Genomic DNA, 16,791 nt, shown 5'->3' on the forward strand with positions numbered 1-16,791 from the left:
ATTAAAGTACCTTAAAAAACCCAGACAATACTATAGCTAGTTTTTGAACAATCCAGATGGTTAGAATGGAGGGAAACAATGTTAAAGGAATTTAAGAATTTCGCATTAAAGGGAAATATGATTGAAATGGCAGTAGGTATTATTATAGGTGGAGCCTTTAAAAGATGGGATTTTTCAAACAACGTTTCATTTCAAATATTACTAATTTCACTATTTAGTCCCTCCAATATCATATAGTAGGTTCAAATATCCATCTTCAATAGTAGGGTCTACCCTCTTAAACTCATTTTCTGGTTTGCCTTTATAAAGTATTCTGGTTTCAACATATTCCCCAAAATCCTGCTGTGATGTAATTACATAGCGATTTTTAAAATCATGAATTCGTGTTTTTGGTACTTTCACCTTATAGGTATATCCCTTAGCTGATTCTGTGATTTCATCAGTAGGCCCATTAAATATAATTCTCCCGCCGTTTAAAACAGCTAAATTATTGCAGGTGCTTTCTATATCTCCAACTATATGGGTTGATAGAATAACGATCTTATCTTCAGCTAAATTAGCTAACAAATTTCTAAAGCGAATCCTTTCTTCAGGGTCAAGCCCTGCTGTAGGTTCATCTACTATTAACACCTTTGGATTATGTAGTATTGCTTGAACAATACCTAATCTTCTTTTCATCCCTCCGGATAAAGCCTTTATTTTTAGTTTTCTATCCTTTTCTAAATTCACAAGCTCTAAAACTTCTTCTGTTCTACTTTTTAATGTTTTAGCATCAATTTCTGATAAAGTCCCGAGATATTCCAAAGCTTCGTCCACCTTCATATTGAGGTAAATATTAAACTCTTGTGGAAGATATCCTATTATTGAACGTATTTGTTTTTTGTCATTATTAGATAATCCACAAACATTTAATTTACCAGATTGAATAGGAATTAGACCCACCAAAGCCTTCATTAAAGTGGACTTACCAGCACCATTCCTCCCCAGTAGTCCAAACATGCCTTTTTTTATTGACAAAGATACATTAAATAATACCTGCTTCCTTCCATAGCCAACATTTAAATTTTTTATTTCAATTCTTTCATCCATAAAAATACACCCTCCTTATCTTAAGAAGAGTGTAGCAGATAATTTTCAATACTTTTTCAATATTTATAGATTAATGATCATTTTTACTAATGCTCCACCATTATAGTTTGTAATAATTAAATCTCCAGAGTGTTTTTCAAGTATATACTTTGTTATATTAAGCCCTAGTCCCATATTGCCAGACCGCAGTCTTTCTGAGTAAAATTTACTTGTTGCATTTTTTAGAGCATCCCGCGAGAATCCCTTTCCATCATCCTGTATGGAAATAACCAACCTTCCATCCTTTATCTCTACGCTTATATAGATATTAGAGTTTGCATAAGCTATGGCATTGTTTAATACATTTTCGAAGGCCTCTTCTATATGATGGCTGTCAATGTTAATAATTACATCCTCTTTTGGAATTATCCAATGAATACGTTTGTCAGTATTTAGTACTTCTGAGTTATGTTTCAATGCTTTTATGAATTCTAAAATGGAGATATACTCCCTTTTTATCTTCAGTTGCTCCATTGATTGTATATATTTGATACGGTCCAGGTACTTTTCTATCCTGTTTATATTACTTTTTGTAGACTGTATAATTTCTGACCTTATTCTACTATAATCTTCCCCTTCATTCATCATTTCTAAAATTTCAATATTCCCCTTTATAACAGCTAATGGATTTTTCATATCATGACTCATGGATGATACCATATGATTGAAAGCATCGTATTGGTTCCATACTTTTATTTTTTCTTCGTGTAAATATATCATTTCATCATTAACCTTTTTACAAGCATAAACAAGCTCATTATCTCCATCGGGAATATTGTTTAAATTGCCTTCATCAATTTTACATATACAGCCTATGGGCTCTTCTAATTTGTCCTTATAGTATGTAAAGAATCCCAGTAAAGAAAACAATATACTGTGAAGAAAAACTGAAAAATCCTTATATAACAGCAAAATTTCCCTAAAAAACCTACCTAAAGAATTTGATTTCTGACCAATTAGAATATAAAATTCTTCTCCATCCTTTGCTACCTGTTGAAGTTTTTCTTTCAAAACATTCATTTGATATATTTCTATCAATGTAGAATTGAATTTTGCTAAAAAATGCCAGCAGTTAAAAATATAATAAGATAAATAACAAAACTCCTTTTTAAACTCAATTTTAAAGTCAAACTTTTCAACCAATCCATCTATACCCTACTCCCCAAACCGTTTGTATAAATTCCCTATCCGTTACTTTCGATATTTTATAGCGGATTTTACGAACATGTTCTGCCACTACAGAATTATCTCCCATGGCATCATAACCCCCATAAGGATGAATATATTTTCTCACGGTCAAATATCATGTTGGGATGAGTAGATAAGAGTTCAATAATATCAAATTCTGTCTTGGTAAAAACAATTTCAACCCCATTGTAGTGAACAGTTCGTAAGCTGTAATTGATACTGAATCCTAAAGAATCTTTGGCACTATTTTTTTGCCGTTCTTCCCTTTGCAGGTGAGAATAAACTCTAGCATGTAATTCTCCTAGCGAGAAGGGTTTTACAATATAATCATCTCCGCCTATCATCAATCCCTTGATTTTATCTGATTCAGCTCCTCTTGCAGTCAAAAATAATATGGGAGAATTAGTCCTTTGCCGTATTTTCTTGCAAACCTCAAACCCATCAACTTCAGGCATATTGATGTCTAGAAGGATAATATCTGGCTTATTTTCTAGCCTTTCTAAAGCTTCTTCTCCATTATATGCTTCAACCGTTTCAAAACCTTTTAACTTGAAGAAATTTTTAACATATTGACCATGTCCACTTCATCATCAACAATTAAAATTTTCTTATTCATGTATATCAACATTAATATTATATCTTAAAAATTTCAAGAATTTATCAATTTTTGAAATTAAAATGAAAAACTTCTGTCTCTCTCACATCTTTTGGTGTCATATATGATAATTAGTTAATTGACAATCTCACAATTTCATCAATAGAATTAGTTTTTTATTTGTTATACAATTAACAATAAAGAAAAGGAGGGGATTTAATGAGTGGAAAAATGAAAGGTTGGCAATTCACAAAAACTCATGAACCCTTGGTACTTGTTGAGAAGGATATTCCAAAAGCAAAACCAGGTTATGTGGTAATTGAAGTTAAAGCTTGTGGACTATGCCATAGTGATGTTGGTGCTTTAGAAGATCCAGGCTGGATGGACATCATTAAAGTATTTCCCGTTATCATGGGGCACGAAATTTCTGGAGTCATAACAGAGGTTGGTGAGGGAGTTGAAGGCTTTAAAGTTGGTGACAGGGTAGCAGTGTGTCCAATGGAACCAGGTGGTACAGGCCCAGGTTACGGTCGTGATGGAGGTTATGCAACCCATACTACTGCACCAGCGGAAATGTTAATACCTATACCCGATGAAGTCGATTTTATCCAAGCAGCTGCCGCAACAGATGCAGGAATGACTTCATATCATGCAGTAGTAGGCCAAGGGGGCGTAAAAGAAGGAACTAAAGTTGGAATAATCGGTATAGGCGGACTCGGAACCCTTGGAAATCAATTTGCAGTGCAAAAAGGAGCTCAAGTATATGTAGCATCCAGAAAGGAATCAGCACGGGATAAGGCTTTAAAGGCAGGTGCCTATAAGGCTGCAGAAAACATATTGGAATTTAAAGACGAGGGTCTTGAAGTCATTGTGGATTTTGCTGGTGCAAACAAAACAACAGCCGAAGCATTAGAAGCCATTGCTCCAGGAGGCAAAGTAGTAGTGGTAGGTATGGCAAGTTTAGAAACTACTATAAATACGAGTAGCTTAATTTTGAAGGAAGCTAGTATTGTAGGCTCTGTAGGAGGAACACCAGAAGATATAAAAGAAATCTTAAAATTGATGAAAGAAGGAAAGGTAAGAATCGATACAGAAGAAATATCCTTTGAACAAGTACCAAAAGGGCTTGAACGCTTAAAAGAAGGTAAGGTTACAAGTCGACTAGTTATGACATTTGATTAGAAGAACCATTAAGGATTGAGTTCTAGTTCTAAAGGGCTCAGTCCTTATATTTTTTATTTGTGATTATGCAAAAACATTCATCCCTTTTGCGTCAAAAAATCCAGCCCATTACTAAGTCTAAGCAATAAGCTGGATTCTTATCAATTTGATGTTAATTTATCATGATGCAAAAATCCCCATCCCTTTTACATCTATTCTTCATCTTTAAAATCTAATCTATCGAATACGATCTTATACCCACCTATACCATAATTCATTGACCTATTTATTCTACTGATGGTTGCAGTACTAGCCCCCGTCTTCTTCTCTATTTCATTATAAGTATTTTTAAGGGTTAATAGTTTCGCTACCTCTAGTCTTTGAGCAATAGACTGGATTTCCTTAACTGTACATATATCTTCAAAGAATCGGTAACATTCTTCAATTGTCTCAAGTTTCAATATGGCTTCAAATAACTTATCTACCTGAGGGCTTTTGGTTTTAAATTCATTTTGTGACACATTTTCACCTCCCAATACATTGATACCCTCTATCTGTTAAAAAAGTCTGGAGAAATATCCCCAGACTTTTTTATTAAAATAATCCTACAATTTCCCCATTTTCAAGAATATCTATATTGTTAGCAGCTGGAACCTTTGGTAATCCTGGCATAGTCATAATTTCTCCTGTTAATGCTACTAGGAATCCAGCACCAGCAGATATTCTTATGTCCCTAACAGTTATCTTGAATCCTTTTGGTCTTGCTAATAAAGTCGGATCATCAGATAGGGAATACTGTGTTTTGGCCATACATATTGGCATTTTATCTAATCCTAAACTTTCTATTTCTTTAATCCTCTTTTCACAAGCTTTTGTATATTCTACTCCATCTGCCCCATAAATTTCAGTAGCTATCTTATGGAGCTTATCCTTTATGGATTCATTAATATCATACAGTGGTTTGAAATTAGAAGGTTTAGTTTCAATAACTTCTACTACCTTCTTTGCTAATTCAACTCCACCTTCGCCTCCTTTACCCCATACCTCAGTTAGTACTGCTACAGAACCTAATTCCCCTGTCTTCTTAATTAGATAATCTAATTCAGCTTCAGTGTCAGTTGGGAATTTATTAATAGCTACTACAGCAGGAACTCCAAATTTATTAACGTTTTCAATATGTTTCGCCAAGTTCTCAAATCCCTTAGCTAAAGCCTCAAGGTTTTCAACGCCTAGTTCATCTTTCTTAACTCCACCATGATGTTTTAATGCTCTTACAGTAGCTACTATTACGGCTGCATCTGGTTTTAAGTCGCCAAATCTTGCTTTAATATCGAAGAATTTCTCTGCTCCTAAGTCAGCACCAAAGCCCGCCTCAGTTACTGTATAATCTGCTAGTTTTAAAGCTAATTTAGTTGCTAACATGGAATTACATCCATGGGCAATGTTTGCAAAAGGTCCTCCGTGAATTAAAGCAGGAGTGTTTTCTAATGTTTGAACTAGGTTAGGATGAATCGCATCCTTCATTAATAATGCTACAGCACCTTGAGCCTTTAGGTCTCTTACATATACTGGGCTTCCATCGTATTTATATGCTACTAATATATTTCCTACTCTTTCCTTGAAATCTTCTAAATCCCTAGATAAGCAGAAAATAGCCATTATTTCTGATGCTACAGTAATATCGAATCCATCTTCTCTTGGAACTCCATTAGGCTTTCCACCAAGTCCAACTACTATATTTCTTAAAGCCCTATCATTCATATCAAGAACCCTTTTCCAAAGAATTCTTCTTGGATCGATATTTAATTCATTTCCTTGATGTAAATGGTTATCTAATAGGGCTGCTATTAAGTTATGAGCTGTAGTTATTGCATGGAAATCTCCAGTAAAGTGTAGGTTTATATCCTCCATAGGTACAACTTGGGAATATCCTCCACCAGCGGCTCCACCTTTAACGCCAAAGCTAGGTCCTAAGGATGGTTCTCTCAAGGCAGTTATAGCTTTCTTGCCTATTTTATTTAAAGCCATACTTAGCCCGATATTCACAGTAGTTTTTCCCTCGCCTGCTGGAGTTGGGTTTATGGCAGTTACAAGTATTAACTTACCATCCTCTTTATCCTTTAGCCTTTCCAATACCTTAAGATTGATCTTTGCTTTATATTTCCCGTAATGTACTAGATCATCTTCCTCTAAGCCTAATTTTGCTGCTACCTCTGTAATGGGAAGCATTTTTGCTTCTTGAGCAATTTGAACATCCGTTTTCACAAGATTACCTCCTTATATTCTAATTTAACATCAGCTTACAAAAAATTATATCCAAATATAAATAGTATGTATATTAGTTATTATAATATTCAGTATAGAGCTCGAACAAGGCTTGGTCTATTATATTATAAAACATTAAAGCGTTAATATAATATTACAACCACATAGTATTATATCAAATTTATGCCTGTTTTTGAAATACTTTTTACAACTTCAATACTCTTCCTATTTGTTTTCTCAAACTACTATCGATAATTTGTTAGTTATTGCTAGTTCCTCCTACTATTGACCAAATTCAGCTATTGTTATTCATATTTATATACTCGCCTATTATGTCCTAATTATAAATAGTGGTGAAAATATTGCTTCTAACAAGGCATTAATGTAAAATGACTTTAGTCACTAGTTACGACCAAATTAATATCTCCATTATATAGTTTTTATAATTTTCAATCTATTGCATCATCCTAATTTTTGTGGGATTATTTATATGCTAGCATGCTAGTAAAGCAAATTCAATCATTAAAACGAGGAGTGATTAAATTTGACAAAAAGACAGAAATTAAATGAAGCCATTCAACGCTTTGGTCGTTCTTTGTTACTGCCAATTGCGGTAATGGCACCAGTCGGTATGATTTTAGGTCTTACTGGGGCATTAGTTCAAAGCTATATGATTGAGAAACTTCCATTTTTAGGAACTCCAACTCTAAACACCATCTTAATAAGTTTAAGGGATATTGCAAACGTTATTTTCAACAATACTCCTATTCTGTTTGCTATGGGTGTTGCTTATGGAGTATCGAAAAAGGAAAAAGGAATTGCCGTATTTTCATCAATTATTTCTTATTTGATTTTAAATGCAACAATTAATGTTTGGTTAATAGCAACCGGTAATTTAGCTTCTGCCGAAGAAATGGCTCAAGTAGGACAAGGAATGGTTTTAGGTATACAAACCTTAAGGCTTGATGTGCTAGGTGGAATTATAAGTGGACTTATCGCTGCAATATTAACAGATAGATATCATGATAAAGAACTACCTGTAGCCTTTGCCTTCTTTAGTGGAAAGAAATTTGTACCTATAGTTTCTATCGGTGTTACAATCATCGTTGGGCTTATAGTTCCATTCATCTGGCAATATGTTACAAAGGCACTTATATCCATGTCCTCTCTAATATTAAGTGGATATATAGGGGTATTTCTAAATATTGTAATGGTAAGACTTTTAATCCCCTTTGGACTTCATCATGTATGGAGTGCGATGCTTAGATTTACCCCTGCAGGTGGAGTATATACGATTGCAGGCGAAGAATTTGTAGGAGTATTACCCGCTTTAAATAAAATTCTATTTGATTTGGGACCAAGCCATGAAGCTTGGGAAATGGTGCCAAGTTTAACTAGATTTATGGCACAAAATCAAATGTTAGTAACATTATTTATGATTCCTGCAATAGGTCTTGCAATGTATAAAACAGCTTATGATAAAAATAAAAAGTTCGTCAAGGGAATTATTTTAACTATGGTATTAACTCCATTTTTAGGTAATGTTACAGAACCAATGGAATTCTCCTTCTTATTCATAGCACCATTACTCTATATATGGTATGTATTCTTAGCTGCAAGTGGTGCTGTAGTTTTAGCAGCTTTAAAAACAGGCGTAGGCTATATTAGAGGAACTATTTTCGATTTTGCTATATTCGGGCTAATGTACGAAAATACAAAATGGTACAACATTCTGATAGTAGGTATTCCTTTAGCTATAATTACATACTTCACATTTAGCTGGGCAATTAAGAAATTTAATATACCTACACCAGGCCGTGAAGAAGATGATATAGAGTATAATGCATTGTTACAAGAAAAGAGATATGATGAAATAGCAAAAATAGTAATAGAAGCCCTTGGAGGCAGACAAAATATTGTCAATGTTGAAAACTGCGTAACTAGACTTAGAATTGACCTAAAAGATATGCATATTGTAGACAAAGAGAGATTAAAAGAATCAGGTACATCAGGAATATTTTTCCCTGCAAAAAATCATATCCATATAGTATTTGGACCAAGTGTAGAATTTGTTAAAAATGCTGTGGATAGCGCATTACAAGGCAAGGTGGTTTAATGATACTAGCCCGCTTAACAGAAAATTACGATAAATTGACGGATTTAGAAAAGAAAATAATTGAATATATAGTATCAAATCCCCAAGATGTACTGTATCTAACAGCCAATGAACTAGCTAAAAAAATATATGTATCTAAAACTTCCATAATCAACTTATCAAAAAAACTAGGATTTGATGGCTATAGCGAACTCCGTTATTACGTAAAGCATCATATTGAAAGTCAAGAGAATTTAAAGAAATTGCCCTCATTTAATGATATTTTGCTAAATATATACGATGAAGTTAATAAGACTTTGTCACTACAAAATGAGGAAAATATTAAATCTATAGTAGAAGTTATTAGAAAGTCCCGAGCTGTATATATTATAGCTCGGGGAGCTTCCATGCCTTTGGCAGACCTGTTCTGTTCAAGACTTGCTCTACTAAAGATTAAATCCATATTCATAAGCGATTTAAACTTAATTGATGTTATATGCGAAAATCTATCTAAAGGCGAAAGCCTAATTTTAATGTCTTTATCAGGAGAGACAGAAAAGATTAAAACTGTAGCAAAAAAAGCTAGAGCCCTTGGTATTGATGTTATAGCCTTAACATCTTTTTCCAATAACTCATTGCAGAAAATCGCTAATTATAGGATGTTCTGTTTTGCAGACAATACGGAAACCAAATATAATGATTTGGTTTCAAGGGTAGGATTACACGTTTTAATTCAGATACTAATTTCATACTTAGACACAGCTGGAAAGGAGACTAAAAATGAATCGTAAAAAACAAAATGTAACCATTGTAGGAGCTGGTAGTACAAGGACTCCAGCCCTTATTGGAAGTTTGATCAATTTTAAGGAAAGATTTCCTTTGAGAAAATTAACCTTATTTGATATTAGTAAGGACAGAATGGAATTACAGAAAGATTATATACGATTGATGATGGAAAAGTATTATCCAGAAGCAGAACTCATTTTTACCGATGATGAAGATCAGGCCTATATTGACGTTGACTATGTATTCGTACAAATGAGGGTAGGAAACTTTGAAATGAGAAGTCTAGATGAAAAGATTCCTTTAAAATATGGTTTAGTAGGTCAAGAAACCTGTGGTCCTGGTGGATTTGCCTATGGAATGAGGTCAATTGCCCCAATGGTTCATATGGTGAAAAAGATAAGAGAATATTCTAAGGATGCTTGGATTTTAAACTATACCAATCCTGCAGCCATTGTAGCAGTAGCCTTAGACAAGGTATTCCCAGATGATAAAAGAATATTAAATATCTGCGACCAACCATATTCCATGCTAAAATCCTTTTCTAAAATACTCGATGTAGAACAACACGACATTGAACCAGGTTACTTTGGCCTAAACCATTTCGGTTGGTTTACAAAGCTTTATCACAGACCAACTAATGAGGATTTAATGCCAAAACTTAAAGAATATCTAATGAAACACGAATTTAAACCATATAATGCAGAGCAAAGGGAAGCATCATGGCTTGAAACTTATAAAAACGTGAATAAAATGCTTTCTTTCTTCCCTGAATATTTACCTAATACCTATTTGCAGTACTATTTCTTCCCCGATGAAATAGCTAAGGAAAGCAATCCTAGTTTTACTAGAGCAGATGAGGCAAAAGAAGGTAGGGAAAAGAAAGTTTTAGATATATGTAAAAAAGCGAAGGAGCAGAATTCACTAGAAGGATTACCATTTTTAGTTGGAGAAGTCCATGGGAATATGATGGTAGAGGTTGCAGAGTCCATTGCCTATGATTTAAGAAAAGTATTCATAGTAATAGTCAGAAATGAAGGAATTATAACCAACCTACCTGAAGATGCAATGGTGGAATGTGCAGGAGAACTTACTAAAGATGGTGCTGTAGGGTATCCAATTGGTAAAGTAGATACTTTCTACGAAGGATTATTGGTAAACCAATATGCCTATGAAAAACTAACCGTAGAATCCTTATTTGAGTCTAATTACCAAAAAGCACTACAGGCCTTGACTTTGAATAGAACCGTTATAAATCCTGTAAAAGCAAAGATGGTATTAGATGATCTAATGGAAGCTAATAAAGAGTACTGGTATTTGAGATAGGGGTGATCGTATGTATATCTATTCCGAAAACATTTATACTCCTAAGGGATTTCAAGACGGTTATTTAAAGATAGAAGATGGCATTATAAAAGGAATATATCCTGAAGTAGAACCTAATGAAGAAGTTCTAGATTATAGCCAGAATATAATACTTCCAGGCTTTATCGATATCCACCTTCATGGTTGGGCTACAGGTTCCTTTACCTATGAAGGAAGCTCAAAATCCCTTAGAAATATGTCAAGAGATTTGGTGAAATCTGGAGTTACATCCTACTTAGCTACTACTGGCACCGATTCCTTAGACTTTATAAAATTCCAATTATCAGAAGCTAAAAAGGCTATGGACAGTTGGGAACCTTCCTTAGGAGCAGAAGTTATAGGCATCCATCTTGAAGGCCCCTTTATAAACAAGGAATACAAGGGAATGCAAAAAGAGGAGCATGTATTAAATCCATCTATCGAAATACTTGAAAACTTTATTGAAATAGCTGGTAAAGGTAATATAAGGCTAATAACCATGGCACCAGAACTACCTGGTTCAGAAGAATTCATTAAATATGCCAATAAAAACAATATACAGATTTCTGTTGGCCATACTGCTGCTGAATTCGAGGATATTGCAAGGCTAAAGGATTTAGGATTAGGAGGATTCACCCATACCTACAGCGGCATGAGGGGCTTCCACCACAGAAGGCTTGGGGTTGTAGGTGCTGCTATGTACTTCAATGATATGTATGCAGAATTTGCAAAACAAACAGGACTTACAGTAAAACCTGAAGCATTTGCTATCATGTATAGGTTAAAAGGCCCCAATAAAATAATACTAACTACCGACTGTGTAGGATTAGCTCATGTAAACTATGAATTTTACCATTATGTTCGTAAACAAACCTTCATTCCACAAGGCGATTATATAAAAGTAGTTAGCGAAGATGGCAAGGAAGAATTAATGGATAAATACAATTATGAACAGGTTAAGGATTTAGAAATGAACTATTTAGATTCGGTAAAAAATGTAGTAAAAAATGTTAAAGCATCCATAAGCGATATAGTAAAAATGACAGCAGAAAACCCAGCTAAGTACATTAACCTATATGATAAGAAGGGTTCCATAGAAGAGGGAAAAGATGCAGATGTAATAGTGGTAGATGACTATTGGAACTTAATAGATGTTTTCGTAAAAGGATTAAAACAAAATATTAATTAATAAGGGTAGTCCAAGCACTACCCTTTATTAAGTTTATAGTACCTATATTACATAGGCATTCATAATAGGCTGCATGTTTTCCTATTTCAGAATATTTTTCAGAAATTAGATTATTTACCCCTACCCTTTTCTGGCTCCCCAAACCTTCATAATGATAATTACATCTTCCCTAAGGTTTTCTTCTAAATTAAAACTATTATATGTGAAATTGCAACATAAAAAAACAGTATGATTAACCAATCATACTGTCTGTTGAATTTTTATATAATTTATTGGGGGAGTAATTCTTTTTACACAAATCTCCTATAACTCTTACAGTATTATCTTAGATATTTTATAAGCCAATGATATAGTCTCATAAAACTTTATACTTTCTTCTGTTAAACCTAAAAGTTGTTTTACTTTTAATATCCTATATCTTATCGTATTTTCATGTTGAAATAAATCAAAGGCAGTTTTCCCTATATCTCCATCATTCTGCACATAGGTAAACAGTGTTTCAACTAATTTACCGTTTTTATTTTCATCATACTCTATAAGTGGACCTATTAACTCATTATAGAATTTTTTTAGTGTATTTTTGTTTTTTATATCCAAAAGAAGTTGATACGACCCAATTTTACTATATATCTCTACCTTATTTTTGGTTATTTTAGACACTTTGCAAGCAGTTAAAGCTTCTTCTATTGCATCCTTCAAGTTCTTTAAACTTTCATAAGAGTTACTAATGCCTATATAATAATCTTTTAAACTTCTTTCTACTACGTTTTTTATATTATTTATGTGTAAATCTATGTCTTTATCAGTTATTTTAGATTGAGATGAAATACATATTAAAACATTATCATAATAACTCACACAATATAAATTCTTTATGTTGTTCAAATTTCCAATCAAAAATCTTATTTTACTTTCTTCACACATGACTGTTTTCAAACAAAAAACTACTATATTATCGTAAAATTTATTGTTAAGAGTATATGCTAAAGACATAATATTTTCAGGGTCATCCTCATTAAGAATATCATTTATTATAGATATAGCCACATGATTGTTTTGGCTAGATAATATAGCTCTAGATACATCAGTTATTATGTCTGCATAGGCAACGCTCCACTCTACCATAATAATAGGATAATTTACTTCGTTTGCATAGTTTGCCACCTCTTGAGGTATGGTCTTAAAATATCTATTTATTATACACAATCCGCTAGAATTAAACTTATTATATAATTTAACAGTATCTAACAACAGCTCAGGTGTGTTCTTTATAGCATACAGACTAGAAATAAAAAAATCTCCATCCTCAAATAAATGGTTTTCTTTACCTGCTATGCTTGCATCTAGAGGAAATTCAGGACATTCAACAACACTAATCCTACGTAACTGTCTATCTAATCCCCTACTTCCTGCCAATATCTGTGCACCATAAAATGAAGGAAGTTTTAACGCATCAGCAACTGAAATAGACATTCTATCAACCCCTTAACAAGCTTTTATAAATGCATCCTAAATGCTCTTTGCAATGAAGACATATAGGTTTACATTCTAAGTAATTTTCCTCTTCATATAATACCTGGTCCTTTATGTCCAATATTAAATCCATTAATTTTTTCAGCTCTTTCTCTTCTCCTATAACATCTAACGTTACACTTCCTTTCCCATTACCAATTCCTCCTGCAGCTATAGGGATGGCTTCCAAACCTGTCAATAATTTTATTGCATTCACTTCTGTAATTATTTCACCTATAACAGGCATAAGACCTACAGACATTCCAGTAGAATACTTCTTTTTTCTCCTTCCAGTTAGCTTGATTATCTCATTTATATTATTGGGAATTAGCTTCTCAAGACCTACAGGGATTATTACAGGCACCCCTTCTCCATACCATGTCCCAAAAGCAAAAGGTGTATCTCCACCCCCTAAGCTTCCTGTCATCATTGCTGCATTTCCATAGGGGTCTATAGCATTTGCTCCGCATATAATTAAATCATTCTCTGTTAACTTTAATACATCCTGTAAAAAGGTTTCATCAATATTTATAAATTCACCATTTTTATATAAAGCTACATGGGGGAGAGATTCCTCATCCCCCACATTTACAACACATCCCCTTTTAGTTATCATTCCACACAACCTTAAATAGTTGCCAGTAATTGTTTTGGATACTTGGGAAACAGTGGAGCCTCCTTTAAATAATATATTTCCTTTCTCTAAAACATTTTTTACCTTAGGATGTATACTAACAGCCATAGCTATTAACTTTTTTGATTCCTCTACTGTTAATGTAATTTGAGCTATAGGCATATACAGATCTCTCCTATTAAACTATTGGTTTCCATTCTACATCAAACCCAAAACTCTTAGGTCCAAATACTTCTAACCCTCTCTTAGTTGTCCATTCCTTAGGAGCTGGTAAAGCAACTATTTCAATCTCCATACCCTCTTTAAAATGAGGATTTAAAACAGGTTCCTTTTCTGTTCTATCAAAAACACAAATTAGATCTGGAACTGAAGCATAGTACTCGTCATTTTTCCATGACATTATATTTTCATTCTTATACCATATCTTGTAGATATCTCCTTCATATAGGTCTTTGCCTTCAATTTCTACTTCCCCTATTGTAAATCCATCTATTGTATCCCAATTATTTTTTTTAACTATACCCTTAAACAATTTTTTGCCTTTACCTGCATTAGCTACAGCTTCAACAAAATCTTTTCCTTCTTCCTTAGCAAGTCTAAATGCTTTTCCTATTTCCCATGCACATGATATTGCACCTCTAATAACAGCATTCTTCAAGTTAGCAGCAGTATCTACATGGTCAACTACTGCAATATTATTTTTACTTACTACAGCTAGTGCCCTAACCAAGGATTCAGCCCTGTAATCATCTACAACCTTTGTAATTATTGCAGATTCACCAAATTGGTTTACTAAGGAAATAGGGGTAATACTAATATTATTTAAGTAATATGTTGAATGTTGTAATTCCGGTACTGATCTTCCTGCTGGGTCCCCATCTACAATATATTTCCCTGCCATTGCTCCGCAATAGAAAGCTAATGCAGTATTGCCTCCACCTAATTCAGTAGAAATTACCGCCTTAACTTCCTTCCCTAAATATCTTTCCATTTCCCTTAAAGCAACTACTTGAGGTACCTCTGAAATAACTGGTAGATTCTCATATTTTTTTCTTTCCTCTTCAGTTTCTGGAGAAATAGCTCCACAAGCATAAGGAGTTGCAATTAAATCATCATCTTTAAGTTCATCAAAATCTACTAAAATGAATTCCTTACCTAATTCCAACGCCTTATCGATCATCTCTATACCTTTTGCAAGGCTTCCACCGCCTCCAGTACCCAAAATAGTACATCCATATAAAATATCAATTAAATCTTGTCTATCTAATTTTTTCATATATCCATCTCCTCCTCCAACATTATTTAAGCTATATTATTTAATATTCCTGCTACCAATGTTCTTGGAAGCATTACTTTTAAACCTGTTTTATCTTCAACAATTTTTTTCATATTCTCTGTAAATCCCATACAATCTAATAGAACCAAATCTACATCTTTACTAAGTTTAGAGCTAGCTCTCCCTATATCATCTATTGAACCATAAGGAGAAGCTGCTACAATTTCTGGATTAAACTCATAATATTGCTTTAATGAATCATTCACTTGTTCCTCATCTGGTACAATTATTCCAAGTTTTTTAATGTCCATCCCTTTTAAAATCGAATAAATTATCCGTTCAGGTCTTAATAATATACCTTTATTATCGAAATCAGGGAATTTCCCTGTGCACATAAGCATATTGCATATAATACCTTCATTCTCTAGAATATTTATTTTTTCACCTATCAATTTAAAAGCATTTGATTCACTAATTTTAACCACTTGTCCATCATCTATCATAGATACTATAAAACTTTCTCCATCTTCTGGCCAGAAGTTCTCCTTTATTTCTTCAAAAGAATATCCATCTAAAATACCTATCCCAACTATATCAAATTTAGGCTGGAGTATATCTTCAATATCTTCTTTCATGTCCTTCCGATTTGATTTTCCCATAGTAATTAATCCAACTTTTCTTCCAGTATTTAATCCTTGAGTTTGATATTTTTTTTGACTCCCATATAATTTCTTTAATCTATTAAACTCATCTACATCATAAAATTTACATTGGCCTCTACTAAAATATTTTGCAACTTCTACAATAAATCTTGCAGCTTGCTCAACATCTACTAGATGGGTAGCTCCGCTACTACATCCTGGTACAACTGTCTCAGTTGTTATAGCTAATCCAACCACTGGCTTATCCGTACATGTGGAAGGCTGTAATATACTATTTAAATGAGATATTCCATTTCCATATGGAGTAATATCCTGCTGAGATATAGGCAATACTACAGGAGGAATTCCTGTAGTTATTTTCATTATATCTAGCAGGTCTTTACTCACCTTTAAAATATAACCTTCTTTTACTGTACACGTAATAGCGAAACCTTTATGATTAATAATTTCATTTCCTTTTGTGGTATCTACAGAAATAATCCCATCCATTTCCTCTAATACAGTGTACCTATTAATAATTTCATCAGAAACAGGAGCATCCATAAATGGAACTGGATCATGAGGTAGAATAGGAGAAAAAGGACAAACATGAGTAGTTACTATTACATCTCCCTCTAAACAATCTCCTCTCTTCTTCATCTCACATATTTTCAGTCCAGCAGCTAATGCCGTCAATGCACCATCTCCATCTGACGTAAAACCACATATTTCAGGTCTTGCACCAATTCCACCAAGTGTTCCAATAACTCCTAATGTGGGAGCATCTCCTCCTCTTTTCTTTCCATTCCTACCTTCTATTGTTATTTTTATAAAGTCCACAGGTGCATTTTTTCCTGTTATTCTAACTATTTCAAAATCCACATCTGGATAAGCATTTTCAAAATACTTCTTTAAAATTTCCCCTGTGACTTTAGGGTTGTCCAATATCTCAAAAATCTCAATTACCTGTTTTAACAATC

The 16,791-nt window shown here is 33.5% G+C and carries 15 protein-coding genes and 1 pseudogene; 6 read left to right on the forward strand and 10 right to left on the reverse strand.

Features of this window, described 5'->3' with window-relative positions; all coding sequences use genetic code 11:
- Positions 1 to 78: 78 nt before the first annotated feature.
- The gene (locus BLV68_RS15590) at positions 79 to 237 is read left to right on the forward strand and encodes an MscL family protein (protein WP_200773570.1); all 159 of its coding nucleotides are present in this window, start codon (positions 79 to 81) and stop codon (positions 235 to 237) included.
- Here BLV68_RS15590 and BLV68_RS00110 read toward each other — a convergent pair.
- From BLV68_RS00110 to BLV68_RS00120, 4 genes and pseudogenes are all read right to left on the reverse strand, one after another.
- On the reverse strand, positions 211 to 1,089 hold the full coding sequence (locus BLV68_RS00110) for an ABC transporter ATP-binding protein (RefSeq protein ID WP_093749645.1): 879 nt from the start codon (positions 1,087 to 1,089) through the stop codon (positions 211 to 213). The two genes, BLV68_RS15590 and BLV68_RS00110, sit on opposite strands and share 27 nt — an antisense overlap.
- 63 nt (positions 1,090 to 1,152) lie before the next feature.
- Positions 1,153 to 2,271: a sensor histidine kinase gene (locus tag BLV68_RS00115; RefSeq protein WP_093749647.1), complete on the reverse strand. Its 1,119-nt coding sequence runs from the start codon at positions 2,269 to 2,271 to the stop codon at positions 1,153 to 1,155.
- Positions 2,264 to 2,383 carry a helix-turn-helix domain-containing protein gene (locus BLV68_RS15595; protein ID WP_200773571.1) on the reverse strand — a complete coding sequence of 40 codons (120 nt, stop codon included), beginning with the start codon at positions 2,381 to 2,383 and terminating at the stop codon, positions 2,264 to 2,266. The genes BLV68_RS00115 and BLV68_RS15595 overlap by 8 nt, the downstream gene beginning before the upstream one ends.
- Before the next feature lie 4 nt (positions 2,384 to 2,387).
- A pseudogene (locus BLV68_RS00120) lies at positions 2,388 to 2,873 on the reverse strand (response regulator transcription factor); the annotation flags it as partial.
- A gap of 257 nt (positions 2,874 to 3,130) precedes the next feature.
- Here BLV68_RS00120 and BLV68_RS00125 point away from each other — a divergent pair.
- On the forward strand, positions 3,131 to 4,093 hold the full coding sequence (locus BLV68_RS00125) for a zinc-binding dehydrogenase (protein ID WP_200773572.1): 963 nt from the start codon (positions 3,131 to 3,133) through the stop codon (positions 4,091 to 4,093).
- A gap of 191 nt (positions 4,094 to 4,284) precedes the next feature.
- On the opposite strand, the gene BLV68_RS00130 is transcribed toward BLV68_RS00125, so the two are convergent.
- Both BLV68_RS00130 and BLV68_RS00135 read right to left on the reverse strand, forming a co-directional pair.
- On the reverse strand, positions 4,285 to 4,593 hold the full coding sequence (locus tag BLV68_RS00130; protein WP_093749649.1) for a YerC/YecD family TrpR-related protein: 309 nt from the start codon (positions 4,591 to 4,593) through the stop codon (positions 4,285 to 4,287).
- A 73-nt stretch (positions 4,594 to 4,666) separates the two neighbouring features.
- Entirely contained in the window at positions 4,667 to 6,337 is a 1,671-nt protein-coding gene (locus tag BLV68_RS00135) for a formate--tetrahydrofolate ligase (protein WP_093749651.1), read from the reverse strand.
- 544 nt (positions 6,338 to 6,881) lie between these two features.
- On the opposite strand from BLV68_RS00135, the gene BLV68_RS00140 reads away from it, so the two are divergent.
- Genes BLV68_RS00140 through nagA form a run of 4 tightly spaced genes read left to right on the forward strand, consistent with a single transcriptional unit; the run spans position 6,882 to position 11,748 of the window.
- Positions 6,882 to 8,453, forward strand: coding sequence for a PTS transporter subunit EIIC (locus BLV68_RS00140; RefSeq protein WP_200773573.1), 1,572 nt, complete (start codon positions 6,882 to 6,884; stop codon positions 8,451 to 8,453).
- Positions 8,453 to 9,223: a MurR/RpiR family transcriptional regulator gene (locus tag BLV68_RS00145; protein WP_093749653.1), complete on the forward strand. Its 771-nt coding sequence runs from the start codon at positions 8,453 to 8,455 to the stop codon at positions 9,221 to 9,223. Before BLV68_RS00140 ends, BLV68_RS00145 begins: the two co-directional genes overlap by 1 nt.
- Positions 9,213 to 10,541 (forward strand): family 4 glycosyl hydrolase, encoded by a 1,329-nt coding sequence (locus tag BLV68_RS00150; protein ID WP_093749656.1) that lies wholly within the window; start codon positions 9,213 to 9,215, stop codon positions 10,539 to 10,541. Before BLV68_RS00145 ends, BLV68_RS00150 begins: the two co-directional genes overlap by 11 nt.
- 10 nt (positions 10,542 to 10,551) lie before the next feature.
- The gene (nagA, locus tag BLV68_RS00155; RefSeq protein ID WP_093749658.1) at positions 10,552 to 11,748 is read left to right on the forward strand and encodes an N-acetylglucosamine-6-phosphate deacetylase; all 1,197 of its coding nucleotides are present in this window, start codon (positions 10,552 to 10,554) and stop codon (positions 11,746 to 11,748) included.
- A 312-nt stretch (positions 11,749 to 12,060) separates the two neighbouring features.
- Here nagA and BLV68_RS00160 read toward each other — a convergent pair whose 3' ends face one another.
- Genes BLV68_RS00160 through BLV68_RS00175 form a run of 4 tightly spaced genes read right to left on the reverse strand, consistent with a single transcriptional unit; the run spans position 12,061 to position 16,789 of the window.
- Entirely contained in the window at positions 12,061 to 13,221 is a 1,161-nt protein-coding gene (locus BLV68_RS00160) for a PucR family transcriptional regulator (protein WP_093749660.1), read from the reverse strand.
- A 4-nt stretch (positions 13,222 to 13,225) separates the two neighbouring features.
- Positions 13,226 to 14,056: a hypothetical protein gene (locus BLV68_RS00165; RefSeq protein ID WP_093749662.1), complete on the reverse strand. Its 831-nt coding sequence runs from the start codon at positions 14,054 to 14,056 to the stop codon at positions 13,226 to 13,228.
- Positions 14,057 to 14,072: 16 nt separating this feature from the next.
- A complete protein-coding gene (locus BLV68_RS00170; RefSeq protein WP_093749664.1) occupies positions 14,073 to 15,170 on the reverse strand; it encodes a DUF917 domain-containing protein in 1,098 nt (365 codons plus the stop codon).
- Between the two features lie 26 nt (positions 15,171 to 15,196).
- A complete protein-coding gene (locus BLV68_RS00175; RefSeq protein ID WP_234949791.1) occupies positions 15,197 to 16,789 on the reverse strand; it encodes an AroM family protein in 1,593 nt (530 codons plus the stop codon).
- Positions 16,790 to 16,791 lie beyond the last annotated feature (2 nt).

The sequence above is a fragment of the Tepidimicrobium xylanilyticum genome (genome assembly GCF_900106765.1).
GTDB lineage: Bacteria > Bacillota > Clostridia > Tissierellales > Tepidimicrobiaceae > Tepidimicrobium > Tepidimicrobium xylanilyticum.

Coding starts and splice junctions, on each gene's coding strand:
- BLV68_RS00110 (WP_093749645.1), bottom strand. CDS start 1,089: ATGGATGAAAGAATTGAAATAAAAAATTTAAATGTTGGCTATGGAAGG.
- BLV68_RS00165 (WP_093749662.1), bottom strand. CDS start 14,056: ATGCCTATAGCTCAAATTACATTAACAGTAGAGGAATCAAAAAAGTTA.
- BLV68_RS00145 (WP_093749653.1), top strand. CDS start 8,453: ATGATACTAGCCCGCTTAACAGAAAATTACGATAAATTGACGGATTTA.
- nagA (WP_093749658.1), top strand. CDS start 10,552: ATGTATATCTATTCCGAAAACATTTATACTCCTAAGGGATTTCAAGAC.
- BLV68_RS00125 (WP_200773572.1), top strand. CDS start 3,131: ATGAGTGGAAAAATGAAAGGTTGGCAATTCACAAAAACTCATGAACCC.
- BLV68_RS15595 (WP_200773571.1), bottom strand. CDS start 2,383: ATGGGAGATAATTCTGTAGTGGCAGAACATGTTCGTAAAATCCGCTAT.
- BLV68_RS00160 (WP_093749660.1), bottom strand. CDS start 13,221: ATGTCTATTTCAGTTGCTGATGCGTTAAAACTTCCTTCATTTTATGGT.
- BLV68_RS00150 (WP_093749656.1), top strand. CDS start 9,213: ATGAATCGTAAAAAACAAAATGTAACCATTGTAGGAGCTGGTAGTACA.
- BLV68_RS15590 (WP_200773570.1), top strand. CDS start 79: ATGTTAAAGGAATTTAAGAATTTCGCATTAAAGGGAAATATGATTGAA.
- BLV68_RS00170 (WP_093749664.1), bottom strand. CDS start 15,170: ATGAAAAAATTAGATAGACAAGATTTAATTGATATTTTATATGGATGT.